Annotated in this window: 17 protein-coding genes; 8 read left to right on the top strand and 9 right to left on the bottom strand. The window is 65.2% G+C overall.

All coding sequences use genetic code 11. From position 1 onward, the window contains the following. Positions 1-8: 8 nt before the first annotated feature. Positions 9-902, bottom strand: coding sequence for a LysR family transcriptional regulator (locus tag RYM47_RS12715; RefSeq protein ID WP_315388376.1), 894 nt, complete (start codon positions 900-902; stop codon positions 9-11). A gap of 109 nt (positions 903-1,011) precedes the next feature. Here RYM47_RS12715 and RYM47_RS12710 point away from each other — a divergent pair, with 109 nt between their 5' ends. Genes RYM47_RS12710 through RYM47_RS12700 form a run of 3 tightly spaced genes read left to right on the top strand, consistent with a single transcriptional unit; the run spans position 1,012 to position 3,692 of the window. After that, on the top strand, positions 1,012-2,061 hold the full coding sequence (locus RYM47_RS12710) for an alpha/beta hydrolase (RefSeq protein WP_315388374.1): 1,050 nt from the start codon (positions 1,012-1,014) through the stop codon (positions 2,059-2,061). Next, positions 2,058-3,260 (top strand): MFS transporter, encoded by a 1,203-nt coding sequence (locus RYM47_RS12705; RefSeq protein ID WP_315388372.1) that lies wholly within the window; start codon positions 2,058-2,060, stop codon positions 3,258-3,260. The genes RYM47_RS12710 and RYM47_RS12705 overlap by 4 nt, the downstream gene beginning before the upstream one ends. A 9-nt stretch (positions 3,261-3,269) precedes the next feature. After that, complete coding sequence (locus tag RYM47_RS12700; RefSeq protein WP_315388371.1) at positions 3,270-3,692, top strand: cupin domain-containing protein; 423 nt, start codon at positions 3,270-3,272, stop codon at positions 3,690-3,692. Positions 3,693-3,713: 21 nt separating this feature from the next. Here RYM47_RS12700 and RYM47_RS12695 read toward each other — a convergent pair whose 3' ends face one another. Continuing rightward, positions 3,714-4,598 carry a LysR family transcriptional regulator gene (locus RYM47_RS12695; protein WP_315388370.1) on the bottom strand — a complete coding sequence of 295 codons (885 nt, stop codon included), beginning with the start codon at positions 4,596-4,598 and terminating at the stop codon, positions 3,714-3,716. A 124-nt stretch (positions 4,599-4,722) separates the two neighbouring features. On the opposite strand from RYM47_RS12695, the gene RYM47_RS12690 reads away from it, so the two are divergent. Further along, complete coding sequence (locus RYM47_RS12690; protein ID WP_315388369.1) at positions 4,723-5,832, top strand: NADH:flavin oxidoreductase; 1,110 nt, start codon at positions 4,723-4,725, stop codon at positions 5,830-5,832. 21 nt (positions 5,833-5,853) lie between these two features. Here the strand turns inward: RYM47_RS12690 and RYM47_RS12685 are convergent, their stop codons facing one another. Then, positions 5,854-9,270 (bottom strand): response regulator, encoded by a 3,417-nt coding sequence (locus RYM47_RS12685; RefSeq protein WP_315388368.1) that lies wholly within the window; start codon positions 9,268-9,270, stop codon positions 5,854-5,856. 50 nt (positions 9,271-9,320) lie between these two features. Beyond that, the gene (locus RYM47_RS12680; RefSeq protein ID WP_315388367.1) at positions 9,321-10,070 is read right to left on the bottom strand and encodes an SDR family oxidoreductase; all 750 of its coding nucleotides are present in this window, start codon (positions 10,068-10,070) and stop codon (positions 9,321-9,323) included. A gap of 124 nt (positions 10,071-10,194) precedes the next feature. Here RYM47_RS12680 and RYM47_RS12675 point away from each other — a divergent pair, with 124 nt between their 5' ends. Next, the gene (locus RYM47_RS12675; RefSeq protein WP_315388365.1) at positions 10,195-11,103 is read left to right on the top strand and encodes a LysR family transcriptional regulator; all 909 of its coding nucleotides are present in this window, start codon (positions 10,195-10,197) and stop codon (positions 11,101-11,103) included. Here the strand turns inward: RYM47_RS12675 and RYM47_RS12670 are convergent. Continuing rightward, the gene (locus tag RYM47_RS12670; protein WP_315388361.1) at positions 11,054-12,304 is read right to left on the bottom strand and encodes an acyltransferase family protein; all 1,251 of its coding nucleotides are present in this window, start codon (positions 12,302-12,304) and stop codon (positions 11,054-11,056) included. The genes RYM47_RS12675 and RYM47_RS12670 overlap by 50 nt on opposite strands. Before the next feature lie 154 nt (positions 12,305-12,458). On the opposite strand from RYM47_RS12670, the gene RYM47_RS12665 reads away from it, so the two are divergent. The 3 genes from RYM47_RS12665 to RYM47_RS12655 all read left to right on the top strand — a co-directional run bounded on the left by RYM47_RS12665 (position 12,459) and on the right by RYM47_RS12655 (position 14,251). Further along, on the top strand, positions 12,459-13,343 hold the full coding sequence (locus tag RYM47_RS12665; RefSeq protein ID WP_315388359.1) for a LytTR family DNA-binding domain-containing protein: 885 nt from the start codon (positions 12,459-12,461) through the stop codon (positions 13,341-13,343). Positions 13,344-13,439: 96 nt separating this feature from the next. Beyond that, on the top strand, positions 13,440-13,820 hold the full coding sequence (locus RYM47_RS12660; RefSeq protein ID WP_315388357.1) for a hypothetical protein: 381 nt from the start codon (positions 13,440-13,442) through the stop codon (positions 13,818-13,820). 50 nt (positions 13,821-13,870) lie between these two features. Next, a complete protein-coding gene (locus RYM47_RS12655; protein WP_315388355.1) occupies positions 13,871-14,251 on the top strand; it encodes a VOC family protein in 381 nt (126 codons plus the stop codon). A 7-nt stretch (positions 14,252-14,258) separates the two neighbouring features. Here RYM47_RS12655 and RYM47_RS12650 read toward each other — a convergent pair whose 3' ends face one another. The 4 genes from RYM47_RS12650 to RYM47_RS12635 form a co-directional block, all read right to left on the bottom strand. Next, positions 14,259-14,618 (bottom strand): hypothetical protein, encoded by a 360-nt coding sequence (locus RYM47_RS12650; RefSeq protein ID WP_315388354.1) that lies wholly within the window; start codon positions 14,616-14,618, stop codon positions 14,259-14,261. 3 nt (positions 14,619-14,621) lie between these two features. After that, complete coding sequence (locus RYM47_RS12645) at positions 14,622-15,038, bottom strand: response regulator (RefSeq protein WP_315388353.1); 417 nt, start codon at positions 15,036-15,038, stop codon at positions 14,622-14,624. Between the two features lie 96 nt (positions 15,039-15,134). Next, positions 15,135-15,467, bottom strand: coding sequence for a multidrug efflux SMR transporter (locus RYM47_RS12640; RefSeq protein WP_315388352.1), 333 nt, complete (start codon positions 15,465-15,467; stop codon positions 15,135-15,137). Between the two features lie 161 nt (positions 15,468-15,628). Next, positions 15,629-15,766 carry a hypothetical protein gene (locus RYM47_RS12635; protein ID WP_315388351.1) on the bottom strand — a complete coding sequence of 46 codons (138 nt, stop codon included), beginning with the start codon at positions 15,764-15,766 and terminating at the stop codon, positions 15,629-15,631. Positions 15,767-15,829: the final 63 nt, after the last annotated feature.

Here is a 15,829-nt window from a genome sequence, read left to right as displayed (position 1 = left end):
CGCGAGCGTTACGCGTCGCGCTTGAACCAGGCGACAAGCGCGGAGAACGCCGGCGAAGGCTGCCGCCGATTCGGGTAGTAAAGGTGATAGCCCGGGAAGGGCAGGCACCATTTGTCCAGCACCGCCACCAACTTACCCTGCGCAATGTACTCAGCGACCATAGGCTCCGGTGCATAGGCGAGACCCAGGCCATCCAATGCGGCATTGATGACGTGGGTCATGCTGTTGAACACCAGTTGCCCATCGCCGCGCACGGTGAACTCCTTGCCCTTTTCCTCGAACTCCCACGCATAGATCGCGCCGTTCGGGCGATGCCGGATGTGCACGCAACGGTGCTGGGTGATATCGGCCGGCTTCCTGGGCTTGGGGTGCTTCGCGAAGTACTCGGGTGATGCCACCACCACCAGCCGCCAGTCCGGACCGACCCGTACCCCGATCATGTCCTTGCTCAGCGCCTCGCCCAGGCGGATGCCGGCGTCGAAGCGCTGTTCCACCACGTTGGTGAACCCGTAGTCCACATAGAGTTCCAGCGTGATGTCCGGGTACTCGGCGAGGAACCCGGCGAGGCGCGGGCGGATGATGGTTTCGATGGAATCGTCGGTGCAGGAGATCCGCAGCGTGCCGGCAGGCCTGTCGCGCAGGTCGCCCAAGGCTTCCACACTGGCACCGATGGCCTCGAAGTGGGGGGCGATGGAGCGCATCAGGCGCTCGCCGGCCTCCGTGGGCGAAACGTTGCGGGTGGTCCGGGCCAGCAGGCGGATGCCCAGCCGTTCTTCCAGCAGGCGCATGGAGTGGCTCAGCGCCGAGGGCGTTACCCCCAGTCGCACCGCCGCCTTGGTGAAGCTTTGCTCCTGGGCCACCACCAGGAAGGCCTGCAGGTCGTTGGTCTTCACGGTGCTCATGGATCAATTGTGAGCCGAACTCAGCAATCCATCAACTTTCAGCCGGCTTATCGCAGTAGCAGCCGGCGCCTATCGTGGCCTTCCGAATCCCCACACAGGCGCCCCGCACATGAAACGCACCACGCTCCTGCTGGCATTGCTGGCTGGCCACCTGGTTCCGCACGCGGCCTTCGCCGCAGACGTGCCGACGCCAGCCAAGGCTGACAACTTCTACAAGAGCGCCACGGTAACGGGCGAGCGCGTCACCTTCCGCAACCAGTACCAGATGGAGGTCGTGGGCACCCTTTACCGGCCGCAGGGCCCGGGCCGCGGTCAGCGCGCGCCGGCGGTGGTAGTCGGACATCCGATGGGCGCGGTGAAGGAGCAGAGCTCCCAGCTGTACGCGCAGAAGCTGGCCGAACAGGGCTTCGTTACGCTGGCGGTCGACCTGTCCTTCTGGGGCGAGAGCGCGGGTGCGCCGCGGCACCTGGTGTCACCGGAAATTTACGCCGACGACATCAGCGCGGCCGTGGACTTCCTGAGCACCCAGGCGTTCGTGGACCCGGAACGGATTGGCGGCCTGGGCATCTGTGGCAGTGGCAGCTTCGTGATCAGTGCAGCGAAGATCGATCCGCGCATCAAGGCGATCGCCACGGTCAGCATGTACGACATGGGCGCGGCGTTCCGCAACGGGTTGAGCCGTTCGCAGTCGCTTGAACAACGCCGCGACGTGATCCAGGCCGCGACCGCTCAGAGGCTGGTCGAGTACAACGGTGGCCAGCCCATGTTCGTGCCAGGCACGGTCAACAGGCTGGACGCGGACACGCCGGAGGTCCAGCGCGAGTTCTTCGATTTCTACCGTACCCCGCGCGGCGCCTTCGCAGCCGACGGCGAGAAGAGCGAGCTGACCACGCAGCCGCTGCTCAGCAGCCTGGCCAAGTTCGCCAATTTCTACCCGTTAAACGATATCGAGACCATCTCGCCCCGACCCATGCTGTTCATCTCCGGCGACACCGCGCACTCACGCGAGTTCAGCGAAGACGCGTACCGCCGCGCGGGCAGTCCAAAGGAGCTGTACTGGGTAAAGGGTGCCGGCCACGTGGACCTCTACGACCGTACCGACCTGATCCCGTTCGCCAAGCTGGCGACCTTCTTCCAGCAGGGCCTGGCCGCGAAATGAGCTGCGCCGAAGCAACTGCACAACGGGCCAACTGGGGCGGCGTGCTCGCAATGACGCTGTGCGTCTTCGCGTTGATCGCATCGGAGTTCATGCCGGTGAGCCTGCTGACGCCGTTGGCGGCCGATCTGGGTGTTACCGAGGGCCTGGCCGGGTATGGGATCGCCATCTCCGGTGCCTTCGCGGTGCTGACCAGCCTTTCGATTTCCCGGGTGGCCGGGGACATCGACCGGCGAACGCTGCTGCTGGCGTTGACCGCGTTGATGGCGGTCTCCGGGCTGGTGGTTGCATTGGCACCGAGTTACACGATCTACATGATCGGCCGTGCGCTGATCGGCGTGGTGATTGGTGGCTTCTGGTCGCTGTCTGCGGCCACGGCCATGCGGCTGGTGCCGGCAGCGCAGGTGCCGCGTGCCTTGGCAATCTTCAACAGTGGCAATGCGCTGGCGACGGTGATTGCCGCGCCGCTCGGAAGCTACCTGGGCGGCCTGATCGGCTGGCGTGGCGCTTTCCTTTGCCTGTTGCCGGTCGCGGCCGTCGCGCTCGTGTGGCAGTGGGTGTGCCTGCCGTCCATGGCTGCGGAAGGGCGGCAGCCGCAGGGGGGTGTGCTCGCGCTGTTCCGACGGCGCGTGGTGGTACTGGGCATGGCTGCCTGCGGTGCCTTCTTCATGGGGCAGTTTGCGCTGTTCACCTATGTGCGACCGTTCCTCGAGAGAGTGACCAATGCGGGTGACTCGGGCGTACCGTTCGTGCTGCTGGCGATTGGGGTGAGCGGCTTCGTGGGCACGTTGACCATCGGCGCATTCCTGCAACGTGGGCTCTATCGCACGCTGATCACGCTTCCCGCCCTGATGGCGGTGATTGCCGTGGCCCTGGTGCCACTTGGCCCGAAACTCTGGCCCACAGCTGCACTGCTCTCCACCTGGGGCCTGTTGGCCACGGCAGCACCGGTGGGCTGGTGGAGCTGGCTGGCGCGCACCTTCACTGACAACGCCGAAACGGGGGGCGGGCTTATGGTGGCGGTGGTGCAGTGTTGCATCGCGCTGGGCTCCAGCGTTGGCGGCCTGCTGTTCGACAGCTTTGGCTTTGCCAGCACGTTCTTCGCCAGCGCCGGGCTGTTGGTACTCGCCGCGCTGCTTGCGTATCTCACGGCTGCCGAATCGGTACCTGTGCTGGTTGCATCATCTTCCACCCCACAATGAGGTAGTCCCATGGAGATCAAACGCGTTGGAACCCAGGCGTCGGTAAAAGGGCCGGCGGACTGGTTTACCGGTACCGTTCGCATCGACCCGCTGAATGCGGCGCCTGCGCCTTCACGCGTGTCGTGCGCCGCCGTCACCTTCGAACCGGGCGCGCGCACGGCATGGCATACGCACCCGCTGGGTCAGACGCTCATCGTCACTGCCGGGTTTGGCTGGACCCAATGCGAAGGCGGCCCGATCGTGGCGATTGGCGCGGGCGATGTGATCTGGTGCCCGGCCGGTCACAAGCACTGGCACGGGGCGTCGCCCACTACGGCGATGACCCACATCGCGGTGCAGGAGGCCCTCGACGGCAAGAACGTTGAATGGCTGGAGCACGTCAGTGACGAGCAGTATCTGGCGGGGCCGACAGCCGGTACAGCGACGGGCTAGAAGCGCCGCAGGCCGGGTAGGTTATGGCGTTGGTGCAGTCATTGCCTGCGCCAACGCATCCAGGAACACATTCACCCTGGCGGGCACGAAGCGCCGGGTTGGCATGACCGCCCATACAGCGAGGTCTTCGGTTCCGGCATCGTCCAGAGTGATTTCCACCAGCGTGCCGTCCAGAAGCTGTTGCTGCACGTCCCAGTACGTCAGCATGGCAATGCCCAGCCCTTGAAGTGCTGCGCTGCGCGCAGCTTCAACACTATTGGTGGCGACGCGCCCATGGAGCCGCTTGCGGGTGACGCTTCCGGCGACGATGAAGGGCCAGTGCGAAACGGCGCTGAGCTGGATGCAGTCGTGGCGTTCGAGGTCTGCGAGGATCCGGGGCAGGCCACGCAGGCCCAGATACCCCGGCGAGGCGCAGAGCACGCGCGGATTGTCCGCCATGCGCCGCGCCACCAGCTCAGAGTCGCGCAGCGTTGCAATACGGATCGCGAGGTCGAATCCCTGCGCCACTATGTCGAGCATGCGGTCCGATAGATCCAGCTCGATGCGCAGCTCCGGATGTTCGCGAAGCAGGGGGCCGAGCAGCGGCACGATCACGGCCTGCCCGAACACGGTGGGTGCGGAAACCTTCAAGTGGCCGGTGACCTGCTTGGGCGATCGCCCGAGCTCGCGCTTGGCACTGTCTTCGGCCTCCTGCATCGCGGTGGCATAAGACAGGAAAGCTTCACCCTCCGCTGTCAGCGACACCGACCGGGTGGTCCGGTGCAACAGCCTGACGCCCAGTTCGTCCTCAAGCGCGGCGACCCGTCGAGTGACCTGCATGGGCGCGAGATCCAGCTGCCTTGATGCAGCGGCGAGTCCCTTGGCTGCGACCACGGCCAAGAAGATACGCACATCGGAGATCTGCACGGTTTATATCCCAGAAAGATATGACGGCATCTCTTTTACGGGACTGGGCAGGAGGATTCAAGCCGATAGCATGGCTTCACAGGCCGGAACACGTGGCCAATCCCATACGTATAGGCTGCTTCCGATGTCGACTTCACGCCCCACGATTCTAACGCCGTTCGATATTCCCGGTATGGCACTCCGCAACCGGCTCGCTGTGGCGCCGATGACGCGGGTCACTGCGACCGCAGACGGGCTGCCCACCCCGACCATGGGCGACTACTACGCCGGCTTCGCGGCCGGCGGGTTCGGTCTGGTCATCACCGAAGGGCTGTACAGCGATCAGGCTCACTCGCAGGGATATCTCAATCAGCCCGGCCTGGCCAGCGAAGCACAGGCGGAAGCATGGGCCCCGCTGACCGCCGCGATGCGCAACCACGGCGCGGTGACGTTCGCCCAGATCATGCATGCCGGTGCGTTGTCCCAAGGCAATCCTTTCCGCGACGGTACCGTCGGCGCTGCAGCGGTGCAGCCCAAGGGCGAGCAGATGTCCTTCTACTACGGACAGGGTGCCTATCGCTTGCCGGTGCAGATGACCGACGCCCAGATCGAGAACGCCATCCAGGGTTTCGTCGACGCGGCCGAACGGGCGGTGGGCTCTGCCGGCTTTGATGGGGTGGAGATCCACGGGGCCAACGGCTATCTGCTGGACCAGTTCCTGACCCGGCACACCAATACCCGACTCGACCGCTGGGGCGGCTCCATCTACAACCGGGTGGCACTGTTGGTGGAAGTACTCAATGCAGTGAAGGCAAAGGTGGCCGGCCGGGCACCAGTGGGCATGCGTATCTCCCAGGGCAAGGTCAACGACTTCCTGCATAAGTGGGAGGGCGGCGAGCAGGATGCGGAAGTCATCTTTGGCAGCCTCGCTGATGCCGGCGTGGACTTCCTGCACGTGACGGAGTTTGAAGCGTGGCAACCGGCGTTCGTGGGGGAGACCGAATCACTGGCGGCGCTGGCTCGCCGCTATGCGCCGGGTGTACCCCTGATCGCCAACGGCGGCCTCCATGACCTGGCGCGCGCCGGGCAACTGCTCGATCAAGGGGCAGACATTGTTGCGCTCGGCCGCGGCGCCCTCGCCAATCCAGACCTGCCCCGTCGAATCCAGAACGGGGAGCCGCTTCGGCAGTTCGACGCGTCGATCCTTGGGCCAATCGCCGATATCAAGGGCTCGGAGCTGGCGCTGCGCTCCTGAGCCCTGGCAAGGCAGTGAAGCTCACGCCATCAACCACACCCGGATCAGCGACACCAGCTTGTCCACATCCAGCGGCTTGGCAACATAGTCGCTGGCACCGGCCTGGATGCACTGCTGCTGGTCGTCGGGCATCGCTTTGGCAGTGAGGGCGATGATCGGCAACTTGCTGAAGCGGCCATCCTGGCGGATCTCACGGGTGGCGGTCAGGCCGTCCTTGACCGGCATCATGATGTCCATCAGCACCAGCTCGATCGGTGCGGGGCCTTCGACCGCATTGGTCAGCGTGTCGATGGCCTCCTGGCCGTTGCGCGCGATGGTGACCTTGCAGCCATGCGGCTCCAGCACGTTCATCAGTGCGTAGATGTTGCGCACGTCGTCCTCCACGATCAGCACGCGGCGCCCTTCCAGCGCGGTGTCTCGATGCTGCGCGGTGCGGATCATGCCCTGCTGCGATTCCGGCAGGTCGCTGACCACCTTGTGCAGGAACAGGGTCACTTCATCCAGCAGGCGCTCGGGTGAGCGGGCGCCCTGGATGATGATGGTGCTCGAGTAGCGGCCCAGTCGCATCTCTTCGGCCTGCGAGAGTACGCGGCCGGTGTAGACGATCACCGGCGGCAGCGCGTGCACGCTCTTCTCGGTGAGCAGCTCCAGCAGCTCGAAACCGGAGGCGTCGGGCAAGGTGAGGTCGAGCACCATGCAGTCGAAACTGTGTTGCTCCAGCGCCTGCAGACATTCCGAAGCAGAGCGCGCGCCGATGGTCTCCACGTCGGCAACCGCGAGCAGTTCGCGCACGGCGTCCAGCTGCACGGCGTCATCTTCCACCACCAGCACCCGGCGCGGGCGCTGCGACAGACGCCGCTCCAGCGAGTCGAGCACGCCGGCCAGTTCTTCGCGGGTAGCCGGCTTGCCGAGATAGCCCACTGCACCCAGCGACAGCGCCTTGTGCGAATGGTCCATCGCAGAAACCACGTGGATGGGAATGTGGCGGGTACGCATGTCGTGCTTGAGCACGTCTAGTACCGAGAGCCCGGATTGGTCGGGCAGGCCGATGTCCAGCACGATGGCGTGCGGAAGCTCCGTGCGGGCCGCAGCGAGCGCTTCGCTCGCGGTACGTGCCAGCTGCGCCCGGAAGCCCATTTCGTGCGCCAGGTCGCTGACGATCTCACCGAAGGCGAGGTCGTCTTCGATGATCAGGATCAGGCCGCGACCATTGCTGCCGACCGCCGCGGCGCGTGTGTCCTGCGTCCTGGCCGGGCGGGCGGGGGCCGCCATCGTGGGAGGCACGGATACCGGTGCTGCTGCAGCTGCCGCCGGACGCTCCACGTTGGCCAACGTTGTCGCCACCACCAGGCGGAAGCAGCTGCCCTTGCCGGGCTCGCTCTCCACGCTGATGTCGCCACCGAGCAGGCGGGCAAGCTCCTGCGAGATCGACAGCCCCAGGCCGGTACCCCCATAGCGCCGGCTGATCGAGCCGTCGGCCTGCTGGAATGCTTCGAAGATGCGCGCCTGCTGTTCGGGTGCGATGCCGATGCCGCTGTCGGTCACCGCGAACGCGACCTTGCCGTCGCGGGTCGCCGAAGCGACCACGCTGACTCCGCCCACTTCGGTGAACTTCAACGCGTTGGACAGCAGGTTCTTGAGGATCTGCTCGATGCGCTGGCGATCCGATTCGATGATGGACGGGCAGTCAGCCGTTGCCGAGACATCGAACGTGAGTCCCTTCTCGTTGGCGACCGGACCCAGCAGCGCCGAGATGTCGGTCAGCAGCTTCTCCACCCCGAAGCGCTCGGCGTGCACCTCGATATGGCCCGCCTCGATCTTGGACAGGTCCAGGATCTCGTTGATCAGGTTGAGCAGGTCGGTGCCGGAGGCGTGGATGGTGCGCGCGAACTTCACCTGCTCCGCGCTGAGGTTGCCTTCGCGGTTGTCGCCCAGCAGCTTGGAGAGAATCAGCGCGGAGTTCAGCGGCGTGCGCAGCTCGTGCGACATGTTGGCCAGGAACTCGGACTTGTACTGGCTGGCGCGCTGCACGTTGTTGGATTCGGCCACGATGGCCGCATTGGCGCGGGCGAGCTTGTCGCGCTCGTCTTCCAGCTGCTGCGACTGGTCGAACAGCTGGTTGTTGGTCTGTTCCAGTTCGGCCTGCTGTTCCTCGAGTTCGTGCTGGGAGGCGCGCAGCGCGCGGCTCTGTTCCTCCAGCTCCTCGTTGGAGACGCGCAGCTCTTCGCTCTGCACCTGCAGCGTTTCGGATTGCCGCTGGGTCTTGGCCAGCAGCTCGGAGAGCCTGGCGCGATACGCGGCGGACCGCAGGGCGACGGCCATGTCGCCGGAGGCACGCTCAAGCAGTTCGACCACCTCCGGTGGCACCGCGCCGAAGAAGCCCAGCTCGATCACGCCGCTGACTTCGCCCTCGTGGACGCTGGGCGCGATCACAAGATGGCGCGGCTGGGCCTGGCCCAGGCCGGAGCCCACGGTGAAGTAGCCCGGCGGCACGTCCGAGACCACGATCACGCGCTTTTCGTCCACGGCACGGCCGAGCAGGCTGCCGCTGCCACGCTGCTCGCCCGCCTCCGGCGCGTCGGCCGGAGAGGCGGTACCCACCGCACCGATCTGCCTGAAGCCGGTACCCTCCGGGACGAACAGCATGCCGGCTTCGGCGCCGGTGAAGCGGGCGAGGAAGCCGAGGCTGGTCCGCGCGAGGGTGCCGCTGTCCAGATCGCCCCCCGTCGCGGTGGCCAGCTCGAGCCGACCACGCTGCAGCCAGGCGTCGCGTTCGCGTGCGCGGGTGTGGCGGCGGAGCAGGAAGGCGATGAAGATGGTCAGGACCGTTCCCAGCACTGCACTTGCGGTGCCCGAACTCAGCGCCGTGTTGTAGGCGGATTCCATCTCCGCCAGGCGCTCGGCCCGCTTGTCGAGTTCGATCGCGCGCATGGCTGCAAGGCGGGCACGGATGTCATCCATGGCCGCCTTGCCGCTGTTGGAGTTGACCACGGCCAAGGCCGCTTCGAAGCCTTGGGTGCGGCGCAGTTCGATGGTCTCGTGCAGCTCGTCCAGCTTGTCCTGGACACGGCGCGCCAGCAGCTTGAGCCGATCCCGCTGTGCGGGATCGTCTGCGAGCGCGCTTTCCATGGCCTCCAGCCGTGTGCTCGCCACGGCCAGCGCGGTCCGGTAGGGCTCGAGATAGCTCTCGTCCCCGGTGAGCAGGTAACCGCGCTGGCCGGTCTCGGCGTCCTGTACGGCGGAGAGGACGTCGCCCATGGCGTTCATCGTCTCCTGGGAGCGAATCACCAGCGCGCTGCCTTCGCGGATGGTCTGGATGTTCTTGCCGGCCAGGTACCCGCTGCCGAGGAAGAACACCATCACCGCCAGCAGCGGCCAGAGAGTACGCAGGGCGGATCCGGTGTCCCGGGTGGCAGGGCGGGCTTGGGACGAAGGCATCGGCGGGCAACAGGTTGGGCGCAGCCGCGCAGGCTAGCACGCCCGGATGCCTAGACCTGCGCCATGCCGCCGTCAACGAAGAACTCAATGCCGTTGACGAAGCTCGCCTCGTCCGAGGCCAGGAAGGCAACGGCATTGGCTACTTCCTGCGCCTCGCCCAGCCGACCCAGTGGCACCTGCGCTGCCAGGTGATCGAACAGCCCCTGACGTGCTTCGTCGGGCACCAGGTCGCCCAGGCCGGGCGTGCGAATCGGGCCGGGACTGACCACATTGACCCGGATACGGCGGTCCTTGAGGTCCAGCGCCCAGGAGCGGGCGAAGTTGCGCACGGCCGCCTTGCTGGCGCTGTACACGCTGAAGTTGGCGGTGCCCTGGATGGACACCGTGGAACCGGTGAGAACCACCGATGCTCCGTCTACCAGCAGCGGCAGCGCCTTCTGCACAGTGAACAGCACGCCGCGTACGTTGGTGGCGAAGATGCGGTCGAAGTGTTCTTCGGTGATGGCACCCAGCGGCAGCATGTCGCCACCACCGGCGTTGGCGAACAGGATGTGCAGCTTGCCGGCCTGCCTGGCGATCTGCGCATAGACCGCGTCAAGGTCGGTGGGCCGTGATGCGTCGGCGCGGATGCCGGTTGCAGCCGGACCGATCGCGGCGACCGCAGCATCCAGTTCAGCCTGGCGGCGGCCGGTAATGAAGACCCTGGCGCCCAGCGTGGCCAGGTGCTGGGCGGTAGCCAGGCCGATGCCGGTGGTGCCGCCGGTGACCAGTGCGACCTTGCCGTTGAAGGTAGTGCTCATGATGTTCTCCGTTAGGGGCTGCCGGAAGGTGGCAGCGGGGTGGAAGAATCATGGGCGCAGGGAATATCTGGATAAATGCTGCCGAATTACATTGACTATGCACGGGGATGCATAATCCAACGCCATGAACCAACTCATTGCCATCCGCGCCTTCGCGCGTGTCGTCGAAGCCGGCAGCTTCACCCGGGCCGCCGATTCGCTGGACATGCCGGTGACCACCCTGAGCAAGCTCGTGCGCGAGCTTGAAGGCCACCTTGGCGTGCGCCTGCTGCAGCGGACCACCCGGCGGGTGTCTGTTACCGCCGAAGGCCAGGCGTACTACGAGAAGACGGGACGACTGCTGCGCGACCTGGAGGACGTCGACGCCTCCTTCAGTGCCGCCCGTGGCGCGCCGCGCGGGTTGCTGCGCGTGGACATCGGCGGTTCCACCGCACGCGACCTGCTGATCCCGGCGTTGCCGGACTTCATGGCGCGCTACCCGGACATCCGCATCGAGCTGGGCGTCTCCGACCGTTCGATCAACCTGATCAGCGAAAACGTGGACTGCGTGATCCGCGGCGGCGCGCTGGACGACTCGTCACTGGTGGCCCGCCACCTCGGCAATGCGCACCTGATCACCTGCGCCAGCCCAAGCTACCTCAAGGCACATGGGGTACCGGCCTATCCTGATGAGCTGCGAAACGGGCACCGTCTGGTGAGTTACCTGCTGCCCTCGAACGGGCGCGCGGTGCCGTTCCGATTCCGGGGCGAACAAGGTCCGTTCGAGATCAAGGCCGAGCACCGCCTCGGCGTCAATGAAAGCAACGCGCATCTGGCGTCGGCCGTTGCCGGCATGGGACTGGTGCAGACCTTCAGCTACGCAGCTGGTCCCGCGCTGCGCAGCAAGGCACTGGTGGAGGTGCTGCAACCTTGGCGGCCGGCCACATATCCGTTCCATGTGGTCTATCCCAACAACCGACACGTGACGCATCGACTGCGGGTCTTCATCGACTGGCTGGTGGAGGTGATGCCGCCGTTGCTGGCGTCACCTTGACCAGCGACGATGGCAGTGGAGCCGCCGCAGTGGGCCGGTGCATCTTCAGACCAAACAACGGACGCACCCAGGTCATCCGTTTGATGACCTCGTAGAGGAAAAAGGCCAGCGCAAACGTCATCACCACCAGCAGCGGTCCCTCCACCACTGGTGCGAGGCCCAGCGGCTTCAGGTTGTGCGCCGCCACCACGATGATGGTCTGGTGCAGGATGTAGACCGGGAACACGGCGGGCACCAGATAGCGCAGCGCCCGGTTGTCGCCGGGGTTCCAATGCCGGGCAAAGCCCAGCACCGCCACGATGGCGCACCATTGATTCACCCCCCACACCGCGCGCATGGTCATGCGCAGCGCCGGCAGCGGCTCACCTTCGGCGTAGTAGGTGACGAAGTAGGCAATCAGCGCCGCCCAACTCGCCAACCACAGGATCAGCGCGGTCCAACGCAGGCGGGCCAAGGCGTTCCAGAACGCCTCCGCCCCCGCCAGCAGGAAGCCCAGCAGGAACACCGCCCCGTACTGGGCGTGGTTGTACCAGTCGCCCGCCAGCGCATGGGTCGATTCGAAGCGGGCGGAGAGTGTCACCCGCAGCACCGCCAGCAGCACGGCCGGCCAGATCAGCGCACCGTAACCGGAGAGCCCGCGCTCCAACCCCCTTCCCATCCCCTGCAGGGCGCCGGGCGCCAGGCACCACAGCAGCCAGATCACCACGGTGTACACCCACAGGTAGGCGACGAACCACAGATGGTTCCACGTGGGGACGGCCAGACAGCCGTCCGCGTCGCAGAAGCCCTCATAGCCGGACAGGTACTGACCCCAGAAGGTCAGGTAGCCGTGGTGGTAGCCACCGGGCAGCTGCTCTACCACCTCGTAGTACGACTGCGGCGTAACCACCACCACCATGCCGAACACCAGTGGTACCAGCAGGAACCACGAGCGGGTTCCCAGCAGCCGCAGCCGACTGCCGACCGACCCCGCCCTGGCGTCGATCTTTCCGAACATGAAGGCCGTGGCTGCGCCGGAGACCAGGAACAGCAGCGACAACCGCCACGGCGCAGTCAGCACCATGAAAGGCTCCAGCGCGTGGCTGGCGTTGGGGCTTTTTACGTGCCAGTCCCAGGTCACGTAGTACATGCCCACGTGGTACAGGACCAGCACACCAAAGGCGCACACGCGCACCCAGTCCAGGTCATATCGGCGTTGCATGGCACTCTCCAGTGGGCAGGTAGGACTACGCTGCACCTCGGTACCTGGCCCCGCCAGCGCGAAGGGCCGGCCCGCAAGGGCTGAGGGACGAACCGGGGGCCCCGGGGGACGAACCGGAATGGTGTGCCACCGACCTGCGGCCTACACTTTCCCGATGACCCATCCCGACCCCATGCCCTACGAACGGTATCTGCCCTGGCGACGCTGGGTGGAGTGGGGGTTCTGGGTGCTGCTGGTGGGTACCAACCTGCTGGGCAACAGCATCACCACGGTGATCGACCTGCGCCGGCTCAATGCCGGTTTCGAGACCTGGAAGCCGGTGGTATGGGAGGCCAGCAGCGCGGTGGTCTGGCTGCTGGTGCTGATCCCCTTCCTGGCCTGGTACACCCGCCGCTTCCCGCTGCTCTGGGACAACTGGCGGCGGCGCCTGCTGCAGTACATCCCGGTGAGCATGGTCGTGTGCCTGGTACACGTAACCGCCATGGTCGCGCTGCGGATGCTGGCGTACCGCACGGTCGGGCAGGAGTACGATTTCGGCCCATGGCCGCGCGAGCTGGCCTACGAGTATCTGAAGGACGTACGCAGCTTCATCTCCATCGTGCTGGTGATGGAGGGCTACCGGTTCGTGATGCGGCGCTGGCAGGGCGAAGTCAGCCTGCTGAGTGCGCCGGACAAAGGCCCGCCGGTGGAGCCGGTGGACCGCCCGGAGCGGTTCCTGGTCCGCAAGCTGGGCCGCGAGTTCCTCATCTCCGCCGATGACATCGAGTGGGTCCAGGCGGCCGGCAACTACGTGAACCTGCGCGTGCGGGGGCATGACTACCCGTTGCGCAGCACCCTGGCCGGCGTGGAAACGCGGCTGGACCCGCAGCGTTTCGTGCGCATCCACCGCAGCTACATGGTGGCCCTGCCGCACGTGGCCTCGATCGAGCCGCTGGAGACCGGCGATGCGCGCGTCCACCTGCGCGATGGCACCACCTTGCCGTGCAGCCGGACTTACCGGCAGGAGCTGCGGGACAACGCGGGCGGGATGGCCGCCTGACGGCACTTGATTCTCCGCGCGGCAGCGGCGACGCTGCGCGGGTGGTCGAGTGAAACCCTGATTCAGAACGGATATCCCACACATTGGAGGTGCACCATGAAGGTCGCAGCCGCTTTACTGTCCCTGTGTTGCGTTTCGTTCTCCTCGTCTGCGGCTGCTCCGCAGCGGGTGCAATTCACCGGCAGCCTGCAGCGGGATGCGTTGCCGGCAGTCGCCGTTGACCTGCAGCTTCCTTCCAGCCAGGCCGCTACGCTACAGCTCTCCAGTGGTTATGCGTTGGAGCTCGCAACGCCTGGCAACCCGGCCAGCCCGGATGGCGCCCGCATCAAGTTGCTTTCGCCCGACGGCAAGGTCGTGCACACGGCGAGCGTCCCTGATGCCGGCATCGCCAGCATTTCTTTCGCTTACCGTATCTGTGCTGGCCAGGTCACTTACATGAGTCCTGCCCCGGTAGTCTTGCCTGCATGCGGAGCGTAAGTGCGGATTCTGTGAACATGGAAGAACGCCTCCAAGCAAGGTAATCGATAATGCTCCACCACATTTCCATTGGCGTTCGCGACATCGACCTTTCGGCGCGTTTCTACGATGCTGCCCTTGGCGCCATGGGCTACCGCCGTGTCTTCGAGGACGACACGGCGGTCGGGTACGGGCTGGTCGATGGCGAGGATCTGCTGTGCCTTAAGCTGCGGGTAAATGCACAACCGCCAGGCGAGGGCTTCCATCTCGCATTTGCAGCCCCGTCACGTGCCGCCGTCCAGAGCTTCCATGCGTCCGCGCTCAAGGTCGGCGGCGCCTGCAACGGCGCGCCCGGCTTACGCCTGGATTACGGGGACCACTACTACGCAGCCTTCCTTGTAGACCCGGATGGCCACCGCATTGAAGCGGTCATCAATGGATCCCCGCCTTAGCGGGTTTTCAAAGTTTGCCGGCACCTTCGTAGCGCGCCACGCCCTGCTCAATCAACGTCTGCAGCTCTTGCAGGAGCGCGGGATCGTAAGCGTCGAAGTTGAAGCAGGATTTCCCCTGCATGCGCTTCTTCAGCGCAGGGCTGATGTTGTCCAGCAGCTCCGGGAAGTCGTACACGGGCATGAAGTGAAGTACGAGCTTGCGCCCTGATGCCTTCACCGCACCGAAGAACTGAGCCTTTCCTTTGGCGTCGGTATTCTGGCAATTGGCGTAGAAGTGGCCGTCTTCATCGTGAACCACGAGGAGCCGGTGCCGATAGGGGAGCAGAAGGTTCCGAAGGGCAGTGAACACATCGACGGACGCTTGCATGCGTTATCCCAGTCTCGAAACGAACGCATCGGTTCCTGCAGCGTTGCTTCCACCCTCGGCACGCGTGACAGCATTGAACAGCGCCATCAGCTGCTTGAGACGATAGGGTTTGGAAAGGAAGGTGACGCCCTCCGGCAGTGGCGGCAGCTGGCTTCGGGCGTAACCCGAGGCCAGTATTACCTGCGCCTGGGGCAGGTAGCGTGCGACGGTCTCGGCCAGTTCAATCCCCGATACACCGTTCGGCATTTCAATGTCACTGAAAACCACGTCGAAATCGCCGTGGAGCCTGATCAGCTCCTCGGCGCATCGGCCATCCTCTGCCAGGACGACGTCGACGCCGTGGTCTGCCAGTGCATTACCGATCAGATCGCGCAGGTCCGGCTGGTCTTCGACCAGTAGAACGCGGGGCCGCTTCAACATGCAGATTCCGATACGTCAGTGGGTGGTCTGGAAGCCAGTGTGTCCGGTGGACCCGCGCAGCTCAACGGGATTTCCCTGAACCATACATCTTCCTCATCAATGGCCCGACGTCTTGGAGAGCGTGTTCATCACCACCACGCCGCCGGTGATCATCGCCATGCCGATCACGCCCCACAGGTCGATCTTCTGACCATGCAGAACCCAAGCCACCAGTGTGATGAACACGATGCCGACGCCGGACCAGATGGCATAGGCCACTCCTACTGGAACGCTCTTGAGGGTCTGCGAAAGGCAGTAGAAGGAAATGCCATAGAAGAGCACGACCAGGATGGATGGACCCACCCGTGAGAATCCTTCACTGGCCTTCAATGCGCTGGTGGCGATGACCTCACTGAGGATCGCCACCGCCAGGTAGATCCATGCATTCATTCCCGTTTCCCGCTGTCTGGATCGGCCGATCTTGGCCGATGACAGTGGAAAGGGGAATCTTGTCTGTTCTTGAATACTGTGCGCAAAGCCGTCGTTGCGCGATGCGCAACGCGCGAGAAAGTAAAGCGGGCGAGTGACGCAGGGGCGCCGTCAGTTCCCCATCACTTCCGGGTTGCCACGCTCTGCGCGGCGATCTCGGCCTTCGCCAGCTGCTTGCCGCCGTGGTAGCCGACTAAGAACACTCCCGCTGCCAGGACCAACCCGGCGAACAGCAGCTTCATTGCCTTGATGCTTGTCATCGGTAGGCCGTGGTGTTGGGCGTAGCTTCCGATGCTAGCGGGTTCGCGGAAGGCGCAGTATCA

The organism is uncultured Stenotrophomonas sp., assembly GCF_963519125.1.
GTDB lineage: Bacteria > Pseudomonadota > Gammaproteobacteria > Xanthomonadales > Xanthomonadaceae > Stenotrophomonas.
This window is presented reverse-complemented; position numbering and strand designations above follow the sequence as displayed.

Bases quoted from the DNA above. Each gene is read 5' to 3' on its own strand.
- RYM47_RS12670 (WP_315388361.1), bottom strand. From the start codon at position 12,304: ATGCAACGCCGATATGACCTGGACTGGGTGCGCGTGTGCGCCTTTGGT.
- RYM47_RS12645 (WP_315388353.1), bottom strand. From the start codon at position 15,038: ATGTTGAAGCGGCCCCGCGTTCTACTGGTCGAAGACCAGCCGGACCTG.
- RYM47_RS12650 (WP_315388354.1), bottom strand. From the start codon at position 14,618: ATGCAAGCGTCCGTCGATGTGTTCACTGCCCTTCGGAACCTTCTGCTC.
- RYM47_RS12710 (WP_315388374.1), top strand. From the start codon at position 1,012: ATGAAACGCACCACGCTCCTGCTGGCATTGCTGGCTGGCCACCTGGTT.
- RYM47_RS12635 (WP_315388351.1), bottom strand. From the start codon at position 15,766: ATGACAAGCATCAAGGCAATGAAGCTGCTGTTCGCCGGGTTGGTCCTG.
- RYM47_RS12705 (WP_315388372.1), top strand. From the start codon at position 2,058: ATGAGCTGCGCCGAAGCAACTGCACAACGGGCCAACTGGGGCGGCGTG.
- RYM47_RS12685 (WP_315388368.1), bottom strand. From the start codon at position 9,270: ATGCCTTCGTCCCAAGCCCGCCCTGCCACCCGGGACACCGGATCCGCC.
- RYM47_RS12680 (WP_315388367.1), bottom strand. From the start codon at position 10,070: ATGAGCACTACCTTCAACGGCAAGGTCGCACTGGTCACCGGCGGCACC.
- RYM47_RS12665 (WP_315388359.1), top strand. From the start codon at position 12,459: ATGACCCATCCCGACCCCATGCCCTACGAACGGTATCTGCCCTGGCGA.
- RYM47_RS12660 (WP_315388357.1), top strand. From the start codon at position 13,440: ATGAAGGTCGCAGCCGCTTTACTGTCCCTGTGTTGCGTTTCGTTCTCC.
- RYM47_RS12700 (WP_315388371.1), top strand. From the start codon at position 3,270: ATGGAGATCAAACGCGTTGGAACCCAGGCGTCGGTAAAAGGGCCGGCG.
- RYM47_RS12655 (WP_315388355.1), top strand. From the start codon at position 13,871: ATGCTCCACCACATTTCCATTGGCGTTCGCGACATCGACCTTTCGGCG.
- RYM47_RS12675 (WP_315388365.1), top strand. From the start codon at position 10,195: ATGAACCAACTCATTGCCATCCGCGCCTTCGCGCGTGTCGTCGAAGCC.
- RYM47_RS12715 (WP_315388376.1), bottom strand. From the start codon at position 902: ATGAGCACCGTGAAGACCAACGACCTGCAGGCCTTCCTGGTGGTGGCC.
- RYM47_RS12640 (WP_315388352.1), bottom strand. From the start codon at position 15,467: ATGAATGCATGGATCTACCTGGCGGTGGCGATCCTCAGTGAGGTCATC.
- RYM47_RS12690 (WP_315388369.1), top strand. From the start codon at position 4,723: ATGTCGACTTCACGCCCCACGATTCTAACGCCGTTCGATATTCCCGGT.